The 19,985-nt window shown below is 71.4% G+C and carries 30 protein-coding genes; 21 read left to right on the forward strand and 9 right to left on the reverse strand.

Annotated features, from left to right (window positions below; all coding sequences use genetic code 11):
* Window positions 1–69: 69 nt before the first annotated feature.
* The 3 genes from ABFX45_RS03610 to ABFX45_RS03620 are packed head-to-tail and all read left to right on the forward strand — an operon-like array spanning window position 70 to window position 2,364.
* Window positions 70–516: a hypothetical protein gene (locus ABFX45_RS03610; RefSeq protein WP_346127566.1), complete on the forward strand. Its 447-nt coding sequence runs from the start codon at window positions 70–72 to the stop codon at window positions 514–516.
* Window positions 431–1,750: an MATE family efflux transporter gene (locus ABFX45_RS03615; protein WP_346127568.1), complete on the forward strand. Its 1,320-nt coding sequence runs from the start codon at window positions 431–433 to the stop codon at window positions 1,748–1,750. The genes ABFX45_RS03610 and ABFX45_RS03615 overlap by 86 nt, the downstream gene beginning before the upstream one ends.
* 47 nt (window positions 1,751–1,797) lie before the next feature.
* Window positions 1,798–2,364, forward strand: coding sequence for a hypothetical protein (locus ABFX45_RS03620; RefSeq protein ID WP_346127570.1), 567 nt, complete (start codon window positions 1,798–1,800; stop codon window positions 2,362–2,364).
* Here ABFX45_RS03620 and ABFX45_RS03625 read toward each other — a convergent pair whose 3' ends face one another.
* Window positions 2,365–2,727, reverse strand: coding sequence for an HNH endonuclease (locus ABFX45_RS03625; protein WP_346127572.1), 363 nt, complete (start codon window positions 2,725–2,727; stop codon window positions 2,365–2,367).
* Window positions 2,711–3,640: a LysR family transcriptional regulator gene (locus tag ABFX45_RS03630; RefSeq protein WP_346127574.1), complete on the reverse strand. Its 930-nt coding sequence runs from the start codon at window positions 3,638–3,640 to the stop codon at window positions 2,711–2,713. The genes ABFX45_RS03625 and ABFX45_RS03630 overlap by 17 nt, the downstream gene beginning before the upstream one ends.
* A 109-nt stretch (window positions 3,641–3,749) precedes the next feature.
* On the opposite strand from ABFX45_RS03630, the gene ABFX45_RS03635 reads away from it, so the two are divergent.
* The gene (locus ABFX45_RS03635; protein ID WP_346127576.1) at window positions 3,750–4,739 is read left to right on the forward strand and encodes a TDT family transporter; all 990 of its coding nucleotides are present in this window, start codon (window positions 3,750–3,752) and stop codon (window positions 4,737–4,739) included.
* On the opposite strand, the gene ABFX45_RS03640 is transcribed toward ABFX45_RS03635, so the two are convergent.
* A complete protein-coding gene (locus tag ABFX45_RS03640) occupies window positions 4,699–5,022 on the reverse strand; it encodes an AAA family ATPase (RefSeq protein WP_346127578.1) in 324 nt (107 codons plus the stop codon). The two genes, ABFX45_RS03635 and ABFX45_RS03640, sit on opposite strands and share 41 nt — an antisense overlap.
* A gap of 150 nt (window positions 5,023–5,172) precedes the next feature.
* On the opposite strand from ABFX45_RS03640, the gene ABFX45_RS03645 reads away from it, so the two are divergent.
* From ABFX45_RS03645 to ABFX45_RS03715, 15 genes are all read left to right on the forward strand, one after another.
* On the forward strand, window positions 5,173–6,537 hold the full coding sequence (locus tag ABFX45_RS03645) for a M14 family zinc carboxypeptidase (protein ID WP_346127580.1): 1,365 nt from the start codon (window positions 5,173–5,175) through the stop codon (window positions 6,535–6,537).
* A gap of 59 nt (window positions 6,538–6,596) precedes the next feature.
* Window positions 6,597–6,977 (forward strand): hypothetical protein, encoded by a 381-nt coding sequence (locus tag ABFX45_RS03650; protein WP_346127582.1) that lies wholly within the window; start codon window positions 6,597–6,599, stop codon window positions 6,975–6,977.
* Between the two features lie 80 nt (window positions 6,978–7,057).
* A complete protein-coding gene (locus ABFX45_RS03655; protein WP_346127584.1) occupies window positions 7,058–7,471 on the forward strand; it encodes a DUF6292 family protein in 414 nt (137 codons plus the stop codon).
* 35 nt (window positions 7,472–7,506) lie between these two features.
* A complete protein-coding gene (locus ABFX45_RS03660) occupies window positions 7,507–7,698 on the forward strand; it encodes a hypothetical protein (RefSeq protein WP_109639495.1) in 192 nt (63 codons plus the stop codon).
* Between the two features lie 111 nt (window positions 7,699–7,809).
* Window positions 7,810–8,463 carry a hypothetical protein gene (locus tag ABFX45_RS03665; protein ID WP_346127586.1) on the forward strand — a complete coding sequence of 218 codons (654 nt, stop codon included), beginning with the start codon at window positions 7,810–7,812 and terminating at the stop codon, window positions 8,461–8,463.
* A 22-nt stretch (window positions 8,464–8,485) separates the two neighbouring features.
* Window positions 8,486–8,872 (forward strand): phage holin family protein, encoded by a 387-nt coding sequence (locus ABFX45_RS03670; RefSeq protein WP_346127588.1) that lies wholly within the window; start codon window positions 8,486–8,488, stop codon window positions 8,870–8,872.
* Window positions 8,848–9,471, forward strand: a complete 624-nt coding sequence (locus ABFX45_RS03675; RefSeq protein WP_346127590.1) for a DUF3618 domain-containing protein — start codon at window positions 8,848–8,850, stop codon at window positions 9,469–9,471. The genes ABFX45_RS03670 and ABFX45_RS03675 overlap by 25 nt, the downstream gene beginning before the upstream one ends.
* Window positions 9,468–10,253, forward strand: coding sequence for an MBL fold metallo-hydrolase (locus ABFX45_RS03680; protein ID WP_346127592.1), 786 nt, complete (start codon window positions 9,468–9,470; stop codon window positions 10,251–10,253). Before ABFX45_RS03675 ends, ABFX45_RS03680 begins: the two co-directional genes overlap by 4 nt.
* A gap of 63 nt (window positions 10,254–10,316) precedes the next feature.
* Window positions 10,317–10,469: a hypothetical protein gene (locus tag ABFX45_RS03685; protein WP_346127594.1), complete on the forward strand. Its 153-nt coding sequence runs from the start codon at window positions 10,317–10,319 to the stop codon at window positions 10,467–10,469.
* A gap of 13 nt (window positions 10,470–10,482) precedes the next feature.
* Window positions 10,483–10,734, forward strand: a complete 252-nt coding sequence (locus ABFX45_RS03690; RefSeq protein ID WP_346127596.1) for a hypothetical protein — start codon at window positions 10,483–10,485, stop codon at window positions 10,732–10,734.
* A gap of 3 nt (window positions 10,735–10,737) precedes the next feature.
* Complete coding sequence (locus tag ABFX45_RS03695; protein ID WP_346127598.1) at window positions 10,738–11,022, forward strand: hypothetical protein; 285 nt, start codon at window positions 10,738–10,740, stop codon at window positions 11,020–11,022.
* Window positions 11,019–11,369 carry a hypothetical protein gene (locus tag ABFX45_RS03700; RefSeq protein WP_346127600.1) on the forward strand — a complete coding sequence of 117 codons (351 nt, stop codon included), beginning with the start codon at window positions 11,019–11,021 and terminating at the stop codon, window positions 11,367–11,369. The genes ABFX45_RS03695 and ABFX45_RS03700 overlap by 4 nt, the downstream gene beginning before the upstream one ends.
* Complete coding sequence (locus ABFX45_RS03705) at window positions 11,366–12,673, forward strand: extracellular solute-binding protein (protein ID WP_346127602.1); 1,308 nt, start codon at window positions 11,366–11,368, stop codon at window positions 12,671–12,673. The genes ABFX45_RS03700 and ABFX45_RS03705 overlap by 4 nt, the downstream gene beginning before the upstream one ends.
* Window positions 12,673–13,569, forward strand: a complete 897-nt coding sequence (locus ABFX45_RS03710) for a carbohydrate ABC transporter permease (protein ID WP_346127604.1) — start codon at window positions 12,673–12,675, stop codon at window positions 13,567–13,569. The genes ABFX45_RS03705 and ABFX45_RS03710 overlap by 1 nt, the downstream gene beginning before the upstream one ends.
* Window positions 13,566–14,387 (forward strand): carbohydrate ABC transporter permease, encoded by an 822-nt coding sequence (locus tag ABFX45_RS03715; protein ID WP_346127607.1) that lies wholly within the window; start codon window positions 13,566–13,568, stop codon window positions 14,385–14,387. Before ABFX45_RS03710 ends, ABFX45_RS03715 begins: the two co-directional genes overlap by 4 nt.
* Before the next feature lies 1 nt (window position 14,388).
* Here the strand turns inward: ABFX45_RS03715 and ABFX45_RS03720 are convergent, their stop codons facing one another.
* Together ABFX45_RS03720 and ABFX45_RS03725 are read right to left on the reverse strand one after the other, a co-directional pair.
* Window positions 14,389–14,547 (reverse strand): hypothetical protein, encoded by a 159-nt coding sequence (locus ABFX45_RS03720; RefSeq protein ID WP_170155150.1) that lies wholly within the window; start codon window positions 14,545–14,547, stop codon window positions 14,389–14,391.
* The gene (locus ABFX45_RS03725) at window positions 14,544–14,861 is read right to left on the reverse strand and encodes a hypothetical protein (protein WP_112225465.1); all 318 of its coding nucleotides are present in this window, start codon (window positions 14,859–14,861) and stop codon (window positions 14,544–14,546) included. Before ABFX45_RS03725 ends, ABFX45_RS03720 begins: the two co-directional genes overlap by 4 nt.
* 82 nt (window positions 14,862–14,943) lie before the next feature.
* Between ABFX45_RS03725 and ABFX45_RS03730 the strand changes: the two genes are divergently transcribed.
* Entirely contained in the window at window positions 14,944–15,438 is a 495-nt protein-coding gene (locus ABFX45_RS03730) for a DUF2231 domain-containing protein (RefSeq protein ID WP_109639483.1), read from the forward strand.
* Here ABFX45_RS03730 and ABFX45_RS03735 read toward each other — a convergent pair.
* From ABFX45_RS03735 to ABFX45_RS03750, 4 genes are read right to left on the reverse strand one after another with little or no spacing between them, the layout of a single operon-like run.
* On the reverse strand, window positions 15,427–16,242 hold the full coding sequence (locus ABFX45_RS03735) for an SDR family NAD(P)-dependent oxidoreductase (RefSeq protein ID WP_211337552.1): 816 nt from the start codon (window positions 16,240–16,242) through the stop codon (window positions 15,427–15,429). The genes ABFX45_RS03730 and ABFX45_RS03735 overlap by 12 nt on opposite strands.
* A gap of 11 nt (window positions 16,243–16,253) precedes the next feature.
* A complete protein-coding gene (locus ABFX45_RS03740) occupies window positions 16,254–17,303 on the reverse strand; it encodes a type III polyketide synthase (protein ID WP_346127610.1) in 1,050 nt (349 codons plus the stop codon).
* The gene (locus ABFX45_RS03745) at window positions 17,300–18,442 is read right to left on the reverse strand and encodes an acyl-CoA dehydrogenase family protein (protein ID WP_346127612.1); all 1,143 of its coding nucleotides are present in this window, start codon (window positions 18,440–18,442) and stop codon (window positions 17,300–17,302) included. The genes ABFX45_RS03740 and ABFX45_RS03745 overlap by 4 nt, the downstream gene beginning before the upstream one ends.
* Window positions 18,443–18,445: 3 nt before the next feature.
* A complete protein-coding gene (locus ABFX45_RS03750; RefSeq protein WP_346127614.1) occupies window positions 18,446–19,081 on the reverse strand; it encodes a class I SAM-dependent methyltransferase in 636 nt (211 codons plus the stop codon).
* An 87-nt stretch (window positions 19,082–19,168) separates the two neighbouring features.
* Here ABFX45_RS03750 and ABFX45_RS03755 point away from each other — a divergent pair, with 87 nt between their 5' ends.
* Window positions 19,169–19,984, forward strand: a complete 816-nt coding sequence (locus tag ABFX45_RS03755) for a UbiA family prenyltransferase (RefSeq protein WP_346127616.1) — start codon at window positions 19,169–19,171, stop codon at window positions 19,982–19,984.
* The last annotated feature ends 1 nt before the right edge of the window (window position 19,985 follow it).

Consider the following 19,985-nt stretch of genomic DNA (forward strand, 5'->3'; position numbering starts at 1 on the left):
AGCGACAGCCACCGACCCTGCGTGTCACCCGATCAGGCAGCACGAGGTGGCGGCGATAGGCTCCAAGCCATGCGCTCTTCCGCCCTTGCGCTGGTGTTCCTTCTCGTCGGGTGTGGTTCCGAGACGACGTCGCTGCCCACCATCGTCCCGGCGCCCACCTCCTCGTCCGCCTCGCCGCTGCCGGAGCTGCAACCCCGGCTCGACGCGGTCGGGGTCCTGCTGACGGCCTGCATCCCGAGGCTGCTGGGCGAGCCCGTCGACAGGATGGACAACTGCGCCCACCTCATGCCGGACGTGACGGGCGTGGTCGACGAGGCCGGGAAGCAGGCGGCCAAACTGCCTCCCGCCGGACGCTCCGCCATCGACCAGGTGCGCAAGGCGCTCGCCGACATCGCGCCGTGCGAGCCGTGGTTCGCGGCGGGCGGGGTGAGTGCCGACGGGCAGCTCGACGCCCGGTGCGACAAGGCGTGGGACGAGCTCTACCAGAGCTACAACGCGCTGCGGAACGCTGCTTAGCGACGCCAGGAGCATCGGGCGCGTCGCGCTGCCGCTGTACCTGTCGATGGTGGCGGTGTCGCTGGGCGCGCTGGTCAACACCGCGGCGCTCGGCCGGTACGGCACGGAGGCGCTGGCGGCCTTCGCGGTGACCACGGCCGTGTACTTCCCCGCGACGGCAGCGGTCGCCGGTGCCGTGCGCGGCGTGATGCCGTTCGTGGCCGCGAAGGCGGACGATCCGCCAGAGCTGCTGCGCGTGGTGCGCAACGGCACGTGGCTCGCGGTGTTCGTCGGTGTGCCCGCCGCACTCGCGGTCGCCGGTGCCGGGGTGATCGCGCGGGCCGGGGGCGTGCCCGCGGCGACCGTGGCGCAGCTCGGGCCGTTCCCGCTGCTGATGTCGGCGGCGATGCTCATCGGCGGCTTCGGTTCGATGGCCACGTCCTGCCTCGTCGGGCTGGGACGGAGCAAGGTCGTGATGCGCGCCGGCTTGGCAGGCGCGGCGTCCACTGCGGTCCTCTCGCCTTTGCTGGTCTGGAAACTCGGCCTCAACGGCGCGGGCATCGCACTGTGCACCGCGAACCTCGTCAGCTGCCTGATCACGGTTTCCGGGCTGCGCGGGCGACTGCCCGGCCGGCTGGGCCGGACCATCCACTTCGGACAGATCAGGGAGCTCGCGAAGGTCGGCATCCCGATGGCGGGCACGGTGCTGGTCAAGTTCGCGGTGCTCGGCGTGCTGACCGTGGCCGCGGCGCGGGTGAGCACGACGGCGGTGGCGGCGCACAACATCGCGGCGGGCCTGGCCGGCCTGACGTTCACCGCGGCGGTGGCGATCGGGCAGGCCGTGGTGCCGCTGGTGAGCACGCGCACCGAAGGCGTACGGCGTGCGGTGATCGCCGGCCTGACGATCACCATGGTGACGTTGGCGGCCATCTGCGCGGTCGTCGTCCTGGGCGGTGCCGAACGGCTCTTCACCGACGATCCCGAGGTGCGTGCCGCAGTTGCCGGCCTCCTGGCGTTGCTCGTGGTGGTCGTCCTCGCGGACGGTCTGCAGGCGGTGCTGGGGTTCGGCCTCGCCGGGCTGAAGCGCACGACGCCGAGCTTCGTCATCTTCTTGGGCTGCTACGGCGTGCTGGCGGTCATCGCGGTCCCGGCGGCCCAGCACGGCCTGACCGGGTTGTGGGCGGCACTGGCCGCGGCGAACCTGGCCGTGGCGGTGGGGCAGGGCTTCGCGTTCCGGCGGGCGAGCAACCTCTGAGGCGCCCGGCTCCGTACTGAACGGGGAACGGAGATCGGGGGAGAACCATGCGAAGAGTCGTCCTGCTGGTGCTGCTGCTGGTCGCGGTGGCCTCCTGCGGCATGAACCAGAGCGGCGGTGGTCCGGCGACCATCGCGCCAGGTACCACGCCCGACCTCGACGTCCCGGCGCTGACCAAGGCGGCCGACGTGGTGCAGCCGCTGCTGGAGTCGGGGTTCGCGAGCACCTACGCCGGTCTGGAGGTGCGCAGCGGCGTGCCGATGCTGGTGGTGTACCGCAAGCCAGATCCGAGGCTCGACGCGGAGGTCCGCGAGGCCGCGCCGGACGTGCGGATCGAGTTCCGCGACGCCAGGTACGCACGGGTCGCGATGGCGGAGCACGTCCGTCGCGTCATGGACGACACCGAGCACTGGAAGGGCCGCGGCGCGCAGATCGTGTCGGCGGGGCCGGAGGTGGACGGGTCCGGTGTGCGGATCGGGGTGACGGAGGCGTCGGCCGACCTCCGGCAGTGGCTGGAGGAGTACTACCCGGCGATGTCGTTCAAGGTCGAGACGAGCGGCAAGATCGTGCCGGCGCCCGCCACCGAACCACCGGTGGTGTTTCCGACGACGTAGTCAGGACGGCTGCGGGCCGAACCTGGCGGTGAGTTCGTTCGAGATCTCGTAGTGCCGCACCAGGAACAAGCGTTCGTCGAGCTTCTTGCGCCGCAGCCAGCCGGTCACCTCGGCGTTGCACTTGCTGGCGTTGCACGACCCGCACGCGGGCACGACGTTGCCGAGCGTGTAGCGCCCACCGCGCGAGATCGCCTGCACGCAGTCCTTCTGCAACGAGGTCGCGGGCGTTCCGCAGTAGGCGCACCCGCCCCAGGACGTCCTGAGCGCGTCCCACTGCGCGTCGGTGAGGTCGTGGACGACCCGCGCCATGCGCTTCTTGCGCTTGCGGGCCGCGCGAACCTGTTTGCTACCGCCGGTCGGCACGGTGGGTGACACTACGCGTCGCGATGGTCAACAGGTCGGAGGCCGGCCCCCGGGGTGTCCTGCCCGCCGGCCACACCGCGCGCAACGCCCGGTGCAGATCGAGATCGCTCACCTCGACGCGGACCAGCGTGCGGGTCGCGAGATCGGCCCGCACGGCGTGGATGCTCAGCACTGCCGGCCCGATGCCGCCGATGGCCGCCGCCTTGATCGCGGTGGTCGACGACATCTCCAGCAACGCTCCCGCCGACTCGCCGATTCCGGCGGTGCCCAGCGCGTGCTCCCACGCCTGGCGCGTGCCGGAACCGGACTCCCTGCTCACGAGCGGGGTCGCGGCGGCTTTCCCGGCGGTGACCCGGCGACGCCTGGCCCACGGATGCCCTGGCGCGACGACGACCACCAGCTCGTCCTCGGCCACCACCCGGCTGGTCAGCCCGGCGGGCACGTCGGTCGACTCGATGAACCCAAGATCGGCGCGCCCGGCGAGCACCTGGTCGGCGACGTGGACCGAGTTGCCCGCCGTCAGCACGGTCGCGGTGTCCGGGCTGACCGTCCGCAGCGCGATCAGCCACGCGGGCAGCAGGTACTCGGCCACGGTGAGGCTCGCGGCGATCCTGAGCTGGCTGTGGCGGTCCGCGCGCAGGCTGGTGATGCCGGCGTCGAGATCCAGTGCCCGCGCGAGCACCGGCGCCGCCCACCCGGCCACGAGCTGACCGGCCGTGGTGAGGCGCGCGCCGCGTGAGGTGCGTTCGAGCAGTGCCACCCCGACGCGGGCTTCGAGCGTCCGCAGCCGCTCGCTGGCCGAGGGCTGGGACATGCCGTGCGCCTTGGCCGCCCGGCCGATGCTGCCCAGCTCGGCCACGCTCAGCAGCAGGTCGAAGCTGGTCAGGTCGCTGACCCTGGACGGCAGAGGCATAGGGGCAGCCTATGTGTCCATCGGTGATCGCCGCCTACCGGGATCCCCGGCGCGCGAGGATTGTCGTGTCGTGACCGCTCTCGCACCTCACCCACACCGTGCCCCCGAGGTGCGACGAGCGGCGCCCTTCGGCCCGAACCTCTTCGCCTCCGTCATGGGCACCGGCATCGTCGCCACGGCCGGCGCCGCGATGCCCGGCCTGCGCACGCCCGCCACCGTCGTCTGGGCGCTGGACGCCGCACTGCTGGCGTTCCTGGTCGTCGCGGCTCTCCGCCGCTGGACGTGGGCGACCGTGCGGGACCAGCTGGCGGACCCGGTGATGGCCCAGTTCTGGGGCGCGCCACCGATGGCGCTGATGACCGTCGGCACGGGCACACTGCTGCTCGGCTCCGACTGGATCGGCCTGACCGCCGCACTGGCGATCGACTGGACACTGTGGACTCTCGGCACCGCGCTGGGGCTGATGACCTCGGTACTGGTGCCGCTGCGGATGATCGGAAGCGGCGAGCGCGCGTTCGGCGGCTGGTTGATGCCCGTGGTGCCGCCGATGGTGTCCGCCGCCTCCGGCGCTCTGCTCGCCCAGTACCTGCCGGAGGGCCAGTTCCGCCAGGCGATGGTGCTCGGCTGCTACGCGCTGTTCGGCGTCAGCCTGTTCGCGACGCTGGTGATCGTGCCGCAGATCTGGCAGCGGCTCGTCCAGCACGGCCTGGGCGCCGCCTCCACCGTGCCGACGCTGTGGATCGTGCTCGGCCCGCTGGGCCAGTCGATCACCGCAGCCAACCTCCTCGCCGGCGTGCACGTGCTGCCGGGCCAGACCGCGTTCGGCGTCCTCTACGGCACGACCACGTGGGGCTTCGCCCTGCTGTGGGTGGCGATCGCGGCGACCGTGACCGTGCGAACGGCACGCCGCGGGCTGCCGTTCGCGCTGACGTGGTGGAGCTTCGTCTTCCCGCTGGGCACGTTGGTGACCGGCACGAGCACACTCGCGAAACACGTCCCGTCGCCGATGTTCACCTGCGTTTCGATCGAGCTGTACGGCGCTTTGGTGCTCGCGTGGATCACGGTGGCTGTGCGGACGCTCGCTCAGCGGTCTGCGTAACCGGCCGATCGCTGTCCAGCCCGAAGGCCACCTCCAGTGCCGCACGGCGTCCGGGAGGCAGCTCCGTGAGGCGATCCAGCAGCGGCAAGCACAACTGGTGCAGCGCCGCGAACGGCAGCTCGGTCTCGAACTCCGACCCGGACGCGGTCAGCACCCTGAACCCGGATGCCTTCTCCCGCACGTGTTCCAGCAGTGCGCTCTTGCCGATGCCCGCCTCACCGCGCAGGACGATCGCACCACCGCGGCCGAGCAGGCGAGAAGAAGCTGCCGCCGGAGTGAGCACGACCGAAGGCTGTGCGACCCGTTGGTGCCGGTTGAGGTTCCGGGCGTCTCAAATCGCCTCCCCCTGTGATCACCCTCGCTACGGTGTCGTCAGGGGGCAAACATCCTTGTCCTGCTGAGAGCGTTTTCACGCACAGGGGGTTTCTTGAGCATGAGGCAACGGTTGAGCCTCGTCCTGGCGGGCGTCGCCAGCGTGGCTTTCCTCGTCGGGACGTCGGTGGCCGCACCACCACCCCCGGCGCCGGCGCAGGACGGGCCGACGTACGTCTACCGCGTGCCCGCCCCGCTCGGGCAGAAGGCGCAGGACCTGCTCGCGCGCGGCTTCGACGTGCTGGAGCAGCGGGACGGCGACGACCTGTTCGTGCTGGGCTCGAAGGACGTGCACGCCAAGCTCGCCGAGGCGGGCTACACCGGCACGGTCGAGTCGGTCATGGCGCCGCCCCGGGCCGAGCTGAAGACCCAGGGCACCGGCGTCAAGGAGACCTACTACGGCGGCTACCGGACGGTCAAAGCGCACTACGCGCACCTCGACCAGGTCGCGTGGCGGTACCCGCGCCTCGCCACCCTCGTCGACTACGGCGACTCGTGGCGCAAGACCCAGGGCGCGGGCGGCCACGACCTGAAAGCCGTCTGCCTCACCAAGAGGTCTCCCGGCGACTGCCGGCTGACGCCGGACGCGCGCAAGCCGCGTCTCTTCGTCTCGGCTCAGATCCATGCCCGCGAGATCACCACCGGTGACATGGCGTGGCGCTGGATCGACCACCTCACCACCGGCTACGGCAAGGACGCCGAGGTGACGTCGCTGCTGGACACGACCGAGATCTGGGTCGTGCCGATCGCGAACCCCGACGGCGTGCAGATCGTGCAGTCGGGCGGCGACTCGCCGAAGCTCCAGCGCAAGAACGCCAACTACACCAACGGTCCGAAGGAATGTCCCACCACCCAGGACCCGAACGCGCAGATCGGTATCGACCTCAACCGCAACTTCAACGCACAGTGGGGCGACAACGGCACGTCGGCCGACCCGTGCAGCCAGGTCTACCGCGGCCCGCAGGCCGACTCCGAGGTGGAGACCAAGGCGGTCGAGAAGCTGTTCCGGTCGCTCTTCCCGGACAAGCGCGGTCCCGGCCTGAACGACCCCGCCGCGCCGGACACGCGCGGCATGGTCGTCACGATGCACGCCGCGCTGAACGTCGTGCTGCTGCCGTGGGGCTACACCACGCAGCCCTCGCCGAACGACGCCAAGCTGCGGGCGATGGCCAAGGACATGGCCCAGCTCGCGGGTGGCTGGGAGTACGGGCAGCCCGGTGAGCTGCTCTACACCGCGGGCGGTTCGATCGACGACTGGGTGTACGGCGAGCTCGGTGTTCCGCACTACACCTGGGAGATCGGCAACTGGCAGGGCGACTGCGCCGGCTTCCTGCCCGCCTACTCGTGCCAGGACGGGCACTGGGCGAAGATCAAGCCGATGTTGTTGTACGCGGCGCGCAAGGCCGCGAACCCCTACGGGGGATGATGCCCGGCTTCCCGTGACCGCGGCGTTTCCCGCGCCGTGGTCACGGGTAAGCGGACCGCATGGCCAACACTGCGAGCAGCGCCCGTGCCGAGGTCACGCTGCGGTCCGAGACGATGGTGCTGGACTTCCACGGCGAGTGCCGGGTCGAGCGGGCGGGGGACTCGGTGCGCCTTTCCGGGTTGCGGCTGGTCGCCGAGCTGCCCGACGCGGGTGGGCCGGAGGACGGCGGCACCGTGCTGCTGGAGCAGGACGGCGACTCGCTGGCGGCGACGGTGGCGCAGCCCGGCGGCAAGGTCGAGCTGACGTCCCGCTCCCCGGTGCCGTGGGCCGGGTCCGGCCGCGATGTCGAGCCGGCCGGAGAGATCTTCTTCGTCCTCCCGGACGCACCGGAGTCGACCGTGCTGTCGATCCGCGGCCTGGTGCTGCGGGAGGCGACCTGACCAGGGTTTTGCCCACACCCCGCAGGGGTATTCGGCCGTTGCACCACAGGGGGTAGTACGGCCGACGGAGGCGCGCTGGCATGGACCGCGACGTGATCATCGACTTCGACATCGACTTCGACGACTCTGCAGCGCGCCGGGTGCGGCGCTACGTGAGCGAGGTCGTCGCGGGACTCGGGCTGCGCGGTGACAGCTCGTTCGTGGAGACGGAACCGCGCGTGGGAGCGTACGTGGCGCTGGACGGGCGGCTGCCCGACTTCCCCGACCACGACGTGGCCCTGCTGTGGAACGAGCTGAGCGGCTGGTCGGCGGCCGTCGAGGACCGCCGCGGTGAACTGGTGGAGATCGCGCGTATGGGCGGTGCCCCCGAGCCCTCGTCCGCCGCGGTGGTGCGCTGGGTGCAGGGCCTGTTCCGCCGCGAGCGCGCGCGGGACCGGTCGAACCGCGATTTCGCGGCGTTCGTGCCGTCGCCGCGGGTCAACGACTTCTCATGACGTTCACGGGTGCCCGATCGGGGTAGCCGATCGGCATGAGCACTGAACGGCGGCGAGAGCAGGAGTACGACGACGCGAGCCGCGCGTCGCTGGAGGAGTCCGGCACCGGCGAGGACGACACGGTGCCCGGCCGCAGCGGTTCCGGCTCCACTCATCCGGAACCGAATCCGACCGGCAACGTCGGTCTGTCCGACTACTCGGCCTCCGACGACCCGGACGCGGGCTGAGGCACGTGGTTCGACGAAACTGGTGTGATTAGGGCAAAACGGCCCCGTTTGCGGTGTGGCCCCCAGGGTAGCTCGTAGTCCAGGAGACGACTACGAGCTGAGGAGTCGGCCGTGACCGAGAACCAGATGGGCGGAGTGCGCACTGCGGCCCGCGACGAGGGCGTGGAGGTCGCACAGCACGCCAGGGAGGCCGCCGGGCAGGTGGGCACCACCGTCGCGGAGCAGGCGGCGCAGGTGCGGCGGGAAACCGCGGACCAGGCCCGGCACGTCGTGAAGGACGTGCGGGAACGTGTTGCGGCAGAAGCGGAGTCGCAGGCACAGCGGGTGTCGAAGCAGCTCGGCCGGATCGCCGACGAGCTGGGTGAGATGGCCCGCTCCGCGCCGCCCGGCTCCATGTCGGCGGGGGCGATCCGCAGTGCCTCCGACACGAGCAGGCAGGCCGCCCGGTTCCTCGACGAACGGGGAGCACAGGGTCTGCTCGACTCGGCGCGGGACTACGCGCGGCGCAAGCCCGGTACCTTCCTGCTGGGTGCCGCCGTGGCGGGGTTCCTCGTCGGCCGCGTCGCGAAGAGCGCGACCGGTGGCGGACAGGGGCAACAGCAGCAGGGCGGGGTTGCGCCGGTGGCGGCGGAACGTCCCGACGTGGCACCGGAATACGGCGCTCCGCTGCCGTCGCAGCAGAGCCAGGCCCCGACGCCGCCGTACGGCACGCCGCTGCCGCAGAGCCCGGCTTCCACGCCGGGGGTGCCGCATGTCGAGCCCTGAGGCACCACCACCACCGTCGCGAATGGACACTTCCGGGGAGTCGCTGGGCGATCTCGTCAGCGAGCTGACCGGTGACCTGTCCAAGCTCATGCGGCAGGAGCTGGAGCTCGCCAAGGCGGAGATCCGGCAGGAGGCCGCGAAGGCGGGCAAGGCGACCGGGATGCTCGCGGCCGCCGGGTTCGCCGGCTACCTCACCACGGTGCTGCTCAGCCTCGCGCTGGTGTTCGCGCTCGGCGCGGTCATGCCGCTGGGCTGGGCCGCGCTGATCGTCGCCGCGCTGTGGGGCGTCACGGGCGCCGTCCTGTACTCCAGCGGACGCGCCAAGCTGCGCACCGTCAACCCGAAACCCGAACGCACCGTCGAAACGCTGAAGGAGGACGCGGAATGGGCGAAACACCCGACCAGATAAGGCGCGACATCGAAGTGACCCGCGCTGAGCTGCGGACCGACGCCAACCGGCTGGTCGACCACGCGAGCCCGCGGAGCATCGCCCAGCGGCGCGTCCGCGGCGTGCGGCGAGGGCTGACGGCGATGAAGGAGCGAGTGATGGGTACCACCGCACAGGCCACGACCGCGGTCAGGGAGCAGGGACAGGACACCGGCCACGCCGTCGCCGAACGGGCGGAGCAGGCCGTGCAGGCGGTGCAGGACGCACCGCAGCGGGTCGCCCGGCAGACGCAGGGAAGCCCGCTCGCGGCCGGCCTGATCGCGTTCGGCAGCGGCCTGCTGCTGGCCGCGGTGCTGCCGCGCACCGACGCCGAACAACAGGCGGTGCAGCAGCTGTCCGACAGCTTCGGCGACGTCGTGGAACCGGCCAAGGAGGCGATGGCCGAGTCGGCGCAGCACATCAAGGAGGACGTGAAGACCTCGGTGAGCGACGCGGCGGGTGAGGTCAAGCAGGTGGCCACCGACGCGGCGCAGACCACGGCCGAACACACGAGGGAAGCGGCACAGGACGTCGGCGGCCACGCCCGCGAGTCCGGCCAGCGGGTGTCCGGGCAGACATGACCGGTTCGCTGTACTTCGTGGGCAACGCCACCACGGTGCTCCGGCTCGGGCCGTTCACGCTGCTGACCGATCCCAACTTCCTCCACAGAGGACAGTGGACGCACATCGGTCAGGGCGTGGTGTCACGGAGACTCACGGATCCGGCGATCGAGATCGCGGATCTGCCCGAGCTGGACGCCGTGGTGCTGTCCCACCTGCACGGCGACCACTTCGACCGGGTTGCGAGCCGGGAGCTCGCCCGCGACCTGCCCGTCCTCACCACGCCGCACGCGGCGAAACGGCTGTCCCGCAGGGGATTCGTCGAAGCCGCTCCGCTGCGGACGTGGGAGACGGTCACGCTGTCCCGCGGCGCGGCGAAGCTGACCGTGACCTCACTGCCGGGCAGGCACGGGCTGGGGCCGGTGGGCCGTCTGCTGCCTCCCGTCATGGGCACGATGATCGAGTACCGGGAGGCGGCGGGCGTGCTCCCGTTCCGCGTCTACCTCAGTGGCGACACACTGGTGCACCCCGAGCTGCGCCGGATCCGCGAACGCTTCGACGGCATCGACCTCGCGGTGCTGCACCTCGGCGGCACCAAGGTGCTGGGTGTCCTGCTCACGATGGACGGAAAGCAGGGCGCCGACCTGATGGACCTGCTCGGACCGCGCACCACCGTGCCCGTGCACTACGAGGAGTACGGCGTCATGAAGTCACCGCTGGCCGACTTCACCGCGGAGATCTCGCGGCGTGCGGCTGGTCTCGACGTGCACGTGGTGGCGCGAGGAGAGACGCTGCCGCTGTGACGGTTCGGCGGTGCGTCACCGGGTATGCCGCAGACACCAGTTCAGCGAGGACGGGAGAGCGCTGTGACCGAACCCGAGCACGACGACGTGGAACGCGGTGCGGCCGAGGAGCAGAGCGGTGCACCGCTGACCCCCACAGAGGAAGAGGCGGACGAGCGTCCGCCGGGGCAGGGCGCGGGCCTGGACGGTGGCGGTCGCCTCGGCGACGACGGTTGATCGGAACCGGGTCATGCCAGTGCGAGTGGAAGACCTGAAACTGCTGCTCCAGTCGACCCGGCCGGAGGCGGCGCTCGTGCTCGTCGCGGGCAGCTACGTGGTGGCGGGCCGCGACGAGCTCGCCACCACGGCGTTGCGCGGCGCACTGCCCGTGGTCACGCGGGACGAACTGCTCGAGCGCGTCGGCGGGTGGCCGGTGACGGAGCGCGATCTCGACGAGGCAGCCGCGTCGCTCGCCGCCGCCGAGGACAACCGGGGAGGCTGACCGGTGGCGGCGACGCCCGCGGTGGCCGCGTCGAGCGGCTGGCGGGACGACGAGGGCATCCGCATGCCGTCGGGTGACGTCCACGCCTGGTGGCCGGGCCAGAACCAGACGCTGTGCGGTGTGCCGCTGAGCCGGGCGCGACTCGACCGGTTCCCGCACGTGCTGTGGATCGACGCGCTCTGGATCAACGACACCGCGGGCGCACCGGTGATGGCGCTGTGCCGGCGGTGCGCCGCGGCCGCACGGCCCCGGACACAGCGGCGGGCCGATCGTTTGAGGGGTCGGTGACCCGGGTAGCCGGGACCAGCGTCAAGCAGTCGGCGCTGCCACCCCCGGCTGTCCCGAAGGCGGCGATCATGGTGCAGCACAACGAACTCGATCAGGCGATCTGCGATGCTCTCGTCCTCATCCGCCTCACCTCGGGCGCCGATCTCGCCCTGCAGGCGGAACAGGCGCGCAGGTGCCTGAGCACAGCGGTGATGGACGCGCCGGACGCGCCCCGCCGGGTGCTGGAGCACATCGCGGCGGCCGACGAGCACCTCGAGCTCGGTGAGGTGATGGAGGCACGCGCGTTGCTGACCGCGGCGCGCCGGTTCCTGCCCGGTCGCAGGGCCGTGGTCGCCGCACGCGCATGACCCGGTGGCTGGTCGCACTGCTGCTCGTCACGGGGTGCGGAGGTCTCGGCCCGAGCGTCGCGGATCAGCCCAACACACTCACCACCATGGGGTTCGGGCTGCCGGACGAACACGCCACCGCACGGGTGAAGGTGTTCAGGGAACGCCATCCCGAGGTCGATCTCCGGGTCAACGAGGGGGCGCTGGACGAGCAGCAGTTCCTCTCGGCGGTGGCGGCCGATGATCCTCCGGACCTGGTGTACGCGGACCGGCGCAAGCTCGGCGGGTACGCGGCCAGGGGAGCGGTGCAGGATCTCGGGCCCTGTCTGCGGCGGCACCAGGTCGACCTGAAGGTCTTCCGCGAGGCGGCGGTGCGGCAGGTGACCTACGCCGGCACGGTCTACGGGGTGCCCGATTTCTTCAGCGTCCGCGTGCTCATTCTCAACAACCCGGTGCTGCGCGAGGCAGGCGTGGATCCGGCCACACTGTCCACAACGGACTGGCAGCGCCTCGCCGAGACGACAGCGAAGCTCGCGCGCACCGAGGACGGCAGGCTCCGGCGGATCGGGTTCGATCCACGGGTGCCGGAGTTCGTCGCGCTGTGGGCCAAGGCGAACGGCGCCGACCTGATCGGCGACGAGCCGCACCTGGACGACCCGCGCGTGGTCGAAGCCGTCCGCTACACCACCGGCCTGGTGCGCGCGCAGGGCGGCTGGGCGGCGTTCAAGGCGTTCCGCGACACCTTCGACTCCTTCGGTGCGAACAACGAGTTCGTCACAGGGCAGGTCGCCGCCATGGCGATGGACTCGTGGTACGTCAACACGATCGCGGCCAACTCGCCGGACGCCGACGTCACGGTCGCGCCCTTCACCGACCGGCAGGGCAACCCGCTCACCGAGGCCGGCGGGCAGGCGTGGGCCATTCCGCAGGGCGCCCGGCACCCCGAGCTGGCGTGCGAGTTCATCGCGACGATGACCGCGGCGGACACCTGGGTCACCGCGGCGAAGGCACGTCGCGACGCGCTCGCCAAGAAGGGCAAGCCCTACAGCGGCACGTTCACCGGGAACCGCGCGGCCGACGAGAAAATCTTCAGCGAGGTGTACGACCCGCGTGGCATCCGCGTGCTCGAACAGGGTGTGCGGGTGTTGCAGTCCGTGCAGAACAAGGCCTTCGCCCTGCCGCCGAACCCGGCGGCCAGTGATCTCGTGCGCTCGTGGGAGTCGGCGGTGACGAGGGTGCTGCTCGGTCAGCAGAGCCCGGAGGAATCGATGGCGCAGGCGCGACGTGAGGCGGATCGAGCGATCACCCGCGTGGGAGGCCGTTGATGGCGAGTGCGCGCGAGGCACGGGCCGGCTGGTTGTTCGTGCTGCCGTGGGTCGCCGGGTTCCTGCTGCTCACGGCCGGTCCGATGCTCTACAGCCTGTTCCTGTCGTTCACGCACTACGACCTGCTCAAGCCGGCGCGGTTCGCGGGCATGAGCAACTACCGCGAGATGCTGCAGGACGAACGCGCCGCCAAAGCGTTGTGGAACACCGTGTTCTTCACGCTGCTGCACGTCCCGCTGCAGATCGTGCTCGCGCTCGGCCTCGCGTCACTGCTGCGTCGCGCGGGACGGTCGGCCGGTTTCTTCCGCACCGTGCTGTTCCTGCCGACGATGACCCCGCCGGTCGCCCTCGCGGCGTTGTTCCTGTTGCTGCTCAACGGGCAGAACGGCGCGATCAACGCGATGCTGGGCTGGTTCGGGTTCACCGGGCCGCAGTGGACGACCGACCCCGCGTGGATCAAACCCGGCCTGGTGCTGATGAGCCTCTGGACGGCCGGCAGCACCGCCGTGCTGTACCTGGCGGCGCTGACCAGGGTGCCGGGGGAGCGGTACGAGGCGGCGCGGCTGGACGGGGCTTCGCCGTGGCGGCAGTTCTGGCACGTCACGCTGCCCGGCATCAGCGGCACCGTGTACTTCACGCTGATCGTCAACACCATCGCGTCATTGCAGGTGTTCACCGAGGCCTACACGATGTTCTTCGGCGCACGGCCGTCCACGCCGGCGGAGGGTGACGCGGCGCTGTTCTACGTGATCTACCTGTTCCAGGAGGCGTTCGGTTCGCTGCGGATGGGTTACGCGTCCGCGCTGGCGTGGGTGCTGTTCGTGGTGATCGCCGCGATCACGGCGCTGCAGGTGCGGCTGTCTCGCGACTACGTGCACTACGAGGACCGGGCATGACCCGCCGCGTGCCCGTCCTGTTCGCCCTCGTCGCGGTCGGTGTGCTGTTCGCGTACCCGTTCTGGTGGCTGCTGAGCGCGTCGCTGAAGGACCGGTCGCACGTTTTCGACAACGCCCTGCTGCCGTCACCGGTGAACCCGCAGAACTACACCGAGGTATGGCGTGCGGTGCCGCTGCTCGCATGGGTGGGCAACAGCGTGGCCGTCGGTGTCGCCGCCGCGGTCGCCGCCACCGTGTCGAGCGCGGTCGTGGCGTTCGGCTTCGCGCGGTTCCGGTTCCGCGGTCGCACCGTCCTCTTCGGACTCGTGCTCGCCACGATGATGCTGCCCGCCGCCGTGACCATGGTGCCGGTGTACCTGGAGTGGCACGCGGTGGGGCTCGCGACGACGCAGGTCCCGTTGTGGGCCGGCAACCTCTTCGGTTCGGCGTTCTACGTCTTCCTGCTGCGCCAGTTCTTCCTCGGCCTGCCCGCGGAGGTGTTCGACGCGGCACGGGTCGACGGCGCCGGGCCGTGGCGGCAGTTCACCTCGATCGCGCTGCCGCTCGCCAGGCCGGGCCTGATCGTGGTGTTCGTGTTCGAGCTGAAGGCGGCCTGGACCGACCTCATCAGGCCGTTGATCTACCTGCGCGAACCGGAGCTGTACACGCTGCCGCGCGGGCTGAAGGCGGTGCTCGACCGGTTCGGGCAGGGCGGCGAGGCCCAGTGGGAGCTGGTGATGGCGGCGAGCGTCGTCGCCACCGTGCCGATGATCCTGCTGTTCCTGGTGGCACAGCGGTACTTCGTGCGCGGTGTCGTGACGCAACGGGTCGAGGAGTGACCTACAGGCCGCCCTCGTCCTCGGGCTCGGACTCGTCAGGTCCGCGGTGCGGGCCGCCGGGGTTCTCGTCGGCATAGGTCGGTCGCGTGTGCTCGGAGCCGATGTCGGCGTCCTCCAGCTCGCTCTCGGCGGTCACGCGGTCGGGCTCCGGCTTGGTCATCGCCACTCCTCCTGCCAGCCGTGGTGGGTGTCGTAGGCGGCGGCCAGCAGTCTCAGCAGGGCCTCGTCACGGGTCTGCTCGACCTCGGTCCGCAGCAGGGCGTACTTCTCCGGGAACGGCACCGGCACCCGTTCCTCGGCCGCCTGGATCGGGCCGGGCAGCAGGAGCAGCCCGGAACCGTCGTCCGAGGCGATGATCCGCAGCCTGCCCCGGCCCTCGGCCTCGTCGAGGAGCGGCAGCTTCCCCTCGGCCAGGCGCACCTCGTCCTCGTCGAGCCGCTCGAGCACGAATTTCCGCACTTCCTCGGTGTTCATGCCAGAGGGGTATCCGCTGCGCCGCTGGGTACGCCTGTGGCAGCTGTTCTCGGTGACAGCTGTCTTTGGGAAGGAGCACCTCATGCGCAGTCGTGTGCGCGCCGCGGGCCACGCCGTCCACCCGATCCTCATCGTGTTCCCGCTGGGTCTGCTGACCACGGCGGTCGGCTTCGACGTGCTGTACCTGATCACCGATCGCACCAGCTTCGCCTTCACCGCGGCCCACCTCATCGCCGCCGGTGTGCTGATGGGGGTGGTCACCGCCGCCACCGGGTGGCTGGACTGGTTTCTCGTCACCCCGCGGGGCACCCGCGCCCGCCGGATCGGCCTGTTGCACGGGCTGGTGAACGCCGTGGTGCTGGTGTTGTTCGCGGTGAGCTGGGCGCTGCGCCTGGCCGAGACCGGCTGGACGCCTGCCTGGCCCGCCCTGGTCGCGGCCTGGCTGGGCGTGCTCGGGGGCGGGCTCGGTGGCTGGCTCGGCGGCGAACTCGTGGAACGGCTCGGCATCAGTGTCGAGGAAGGAGCTCACCCCGACGCGTCCAGCTCGCTGAGCGGGGTGGCCGCGTCAGGACGATAACCGGCTGCCGTAGCGCCTGGTGACCCGGACGATCGCGGTCGAGACCGGCGCGACCACGACATCGAGCACCCGGCTCACCGGGGCGAAGGCGCCGAGCCGCGCGATTCCCCACCAGCGCGGCACGGCCATGGTGCGGGACGTCCGCGCGGTCAGGCACTTCTCGACCGCGCGGGCCACCCGTTCGGGATCGGCACCCGCGGACAGCCGGCGTGGCGCGGACTGCTCGGAAGGCCTGCCGTCGATGTCGCGCGTCAGCCACTCGGTGCGAATCGGTCCCGGGCACACCGCGTGCACCCGTACCCCGCGCGGCACCTCCCGGCGCAGCCCGATGGCGAGACCCAGCACGCCCGCCTTCGTCGCCGAGTACAGCGACAACGGTGGTACCGGTACCCAGGCGCCGATCGACGACATCATCACCACGTGTCCGCCGCGCGTGCCGAACAGCGGCAGCACCAGCCGGGTGAGTTCCGCGACCGCGGTGAAGTTGACCGCGACGAGGCTTTCCACCTGCTCGTGGCGGAGATCGGCGAGCTTGCCGATCCGGCCCTGCCCGGCGTTGTTCACCAGCGCGTCGATGCGGCCGAACCGTTCGGCGACAGCGCGCACGAGCAGCGCGCGATCGTCCGGATCGGTGACGTCGCAACGGACGCCCCACGCGCCGGGCATCTCGCGCAGCGCGGCGTCGAGCCGGTCCTGGTCGCGGCCGCAGATCGCGACCTGCGCGCCTTGCCGGGCCAGCCGCCTGGCGGTGAGCCGGCCGATGCCGGCCGACCCTCCGGTGACGAGAACAACGGTGCCTGCCACGGATCGCATGATCACCTCGCCTGGAGATGGTGGCGGAAGAGCGTGACGTACAGGGTCAGTCCTGGACCGAAAGCCATGGCCACCACCGGATCACCTGGTCGCAGCGCGGTGCTGCGCAGCAGTTCGTCGAGCACCAGCACGACGGTCGCCGACGAGCAGTTGCCGTGTTCGCGCAGCACGTGCCGGGACGGTTCGAGCGCACGGGACGGTAGCCCGAGCTCGTGGCCGACGGTGTCGAGAATGCGCGGCCCGCCGGGATGCACCGCCCAGCCGCGCACCTCGGGCACGGTCAGGCCGTTGTCCGCGAGCAGGCGTTCGACGGCGTGCCGGAGGTGCTTGCCCAGCACCTCCGGCACCTGCCGCGACAGCGTCATCCGGAAGCCGTGGTCGGTCACGGTCCAGGTCATGTGGCCGGCACTGGCCGGATCGGTGACGGCGCTGGTGGCGACGACCTGCAGGCTGCCCTCGTCCGGGCGCACGACCAGTGCGGTGGCGGCATCGCCGAACAGCGCGTGCGACACGATCTGCTCGACATCCATTGTGGACGGCTGAACGTGCAGTGACGTCAGTTCCAGGCACAGCAACACGGCTGGACGCCGATGGGCGGTGACGAAGTCGGTGACGGTGGCGAGCGCCGGCAGTGCGGCGTAGCAGCCCATGTGCCCGACGAGCAGTCGTTGCGCGTCGGGAGCGAGGCCGAGCGACGCGGCCAGCTGCACGTCCAGTCCCGGGGCGGCGTACCCGGTGCAGGACACCACGGTGAGCTGACCGACTTCGGCCGGTTCGAGCCCGGCGGAGGACAGAGCGGCAGTTACCGCCGCATGCCCCAGCGGCCGCGCGTTCTGGTCGTACAGGCGCATCCGCTCGCCGGTCGTGCACTCCGAGACGTCGTGGTCCAGTGGACTGACGACGGCGTGCCTGCGCCGCACCCCGGCCCCCGAGAAGATCCGCCCGGCCGCCCTGCTCCCGTTCAGCCGGGCGCGGAAGTGGTCGTCCCACAGGTCGCTCTGCTCGACGACGGGAGGCAGGGCGGTCCCGATCGCGGCGATGTGCGCGGTCACCAGCGCGCCACCTCGTCCGGATCGTCGCCGAGCGCGCAGGCTCCGAGCCAGTCGGCGCAGACGTCGGACGTGGCCGGTTGCAGCGCGCCGCACCGTGCGTCGCGGTAGAGCCGTTCCAGCGGGTGGCCGCGGCGGGTGGCCGACGCGCCCGCGGCTTCCAGCACGGAGAACGCCACGTCGGCGGCCGTGTCACCGGCGATCAGCTTCGCCCGCCAGACCCACCGGTTCGTCTCCTGGCTGCCGGGATCGTCGGTGACCTGCCGGGCGGCTCTCCGCACGACGAGCTCGGCTGCGGCGACCTGCGAGTCGGCACGCCCCAGGCGGGCGCGGACCAGCGGGAGGGTGTGCAGCCCGCGCTCGCGCAGGTGTTCCACACCGTGCCGCAGCACGGCCTGGGCGACGCCGACGTAGACCGCGGCGTAGGACGCGACCAGCCACTGCGGCATCACCTGGGCCAGCAGCAGCGCGGCGCCCTCGATGCCGCCCACGAGCGCGTCCTCGTCGACCTCCACGTCCAGCCGCAGGTCGTGGCTCGCGGTGGCGCGCATGCCGAGCGAGTCCCAGGCAGGCCGGACCTCCACGCCGGGGCCGGCGGGAACGAGGAAGTAGGACACCCTCGGTTCCGCCGCCGAGCTGTCCCTGGCGGCGACGAGGTAGGCGTCGGCGTGGCCCGCACCGGAGACGAACGTCTTGGCGCCCGTGATCCGGAAGCCGGAACCCGTGCGCTCGTAGGAGGTCCGCACCTGTGACAGCCGCGATCCGATGCCGCGTTCGCTCATCGCCACGGCGTACAGGGCACCCTTGGCCGCGGCGGCCAGCACGCGATCGCGGGAGGCGAAGAAACTCTCCGGCGCGCCGAACTGCCGCACCAGCTCGTCGGGCGTGTGCGCGAGCGCGCCGGTGACCGACGCGTGCATGTTGAAGACCAGCGCGGTGGCACCCGCGCCGCTGCCCAGCCGCATCGCCACGTCGGTGTACTCGGCGAACGTCGCGCCCGCGCCGCCGAGCCGGTGCGGCACCATCAGGCCCATCAGGCCCGCCTCGCGCAGGTCGTCGAAGTCCTCCTCGGGGAAATCGCCGGACACGTCGTACTTCGACGCCCGTCCGGACAGGCGGTCGGCCAGGGAGTGCAGGTCCAAGGCTCATCCCTTCTTGCGGCCGGCACCCTGGAAGAGCACCGCCGTGGTCGCGGTGGGCACCATGCGGACGGAAGGCCTGAGGCGCGCCGACCATGCGAGCAGATCGAGCAGTGCCGGGCGGATACCCCGCAACGCCAGGCGCACACCGTGCCGGGCGCATTCACGCACCAGCGCCTTGCGGTCGACGAACAACGAGGGATCGTGCACCCCCCGCGGCGCGAGTCCGAGAAGGCGTTCCGCTACGCCGACCGCGACCAGGCGGCACAGCGCGGTGTCGGCCAGCGTGTCGAGCACCAGCAGCCCGCCGGGGCGGAGCAGCCGGCACGCCTCGGCGACCGCTCGGGGCAGATCGGCGACGTGTTCGAGGATCTCGCCCGCGACCACGACGTCCGCGCGCCCGTTCGGCAACGGTACGGCGAGCACGTCCGCGCGAATCGGTTGCACGCCGTGCTTCGCGGCCTGGCGCAGGGCTTCGTGCGAGAGGTCGACACCGACGTGGTGGTAGCCGCGGATGTGCGGGGCGAGCAGTCCCGCGCCACAGCCCAGGTCGACCAGGACCGCGCCCGGCCGCGGCCGGGGGATCAGCTGGGCGCGTGCGGCGGCGAGCCAGTGCAGCATGACGAACCGGCCGCGCGGCATCCACCACTGGTCGGCGAGCCGTTCGTACAGCTCTGGATCATTCGGCTCGAGATGCGGCCGGCCTGCGGGCTGGCACAGTGGAGATCCATGGGCCGCATCGAAGCGCTCGCGCGTTCCTGTCATCCGCTGCCTTCCCTCGCGGTCACCGTGGTCGCCACCGCGCTGGCCGTGACCACCGGCAGGTCACCGGGTGGACTGGTCGCCGTGGGGGCGGCGGTGCTGGCGGGTCAGCTGTCCGTGGGCTGGCTCAACGACCTGCTCGACGCCGGCAGGGACGCGAGCGTCGGCCGCAAGGACAAACCGGTCGCCGCCGGTGTCGTGTCCCGGAAACTCGTGCTCATCGCGACGATCGCCGCCGCGGCCACCGCTGTTGGTCTGTCGTTGCTGTCCGGTGCGGACGCCACTCTCGTGCACGTCGTCACGCTGTGCTCCGCGTGGGCGTACGACTTCGGGCTCAAAGCGACGGCGTTCTCCGTCGTGCCGTACGCGGTGTCGTTCGGGCTGCTGCCCGCGTTCGTCACGCTCGGTGCTCCGGACGGGCACTGGCCGCCGTCGTGGCTCATCGCGGCGGCCGCCCTGCTGGGCAGTGCCGCGCATTTCGCCAATGTCATTCCTGATCTGGAGGACGACGCCGCCACCGGTGTGCTCGGACTGCCGCACCGCTTGGGCAAGGCCGCCAGCGCGGGCGTGGCCGCCGCGCTGGCGGTGATCACCGGAGTGGTCCTCGCGGTCGGCCCGCCTGGTCCCGTCACGGCGGCGGGAGTGGTGGCGGTGCCGTTGTCGGTGGTGATCCTGGCGGTCGGCAGGCTGCGCGGACGACGAGCCGGGTCGCGGGCGAACTTCAACGCGCTGCTCGCGGTGGCGGTCGTGGACGTCGCGTTGCTGATCATCACCGGGGCGTGAG

Source organism: Lentzea roselyniae (assembly GCF_039537795.1).
Taxonomy (GTDB): domain Bacteria; phylum Actinomycetota; class Actinomycetes; order Mycobacteriales; family Pseudonocardiaceae; genus Lentzea; species Lentzea atacamensis.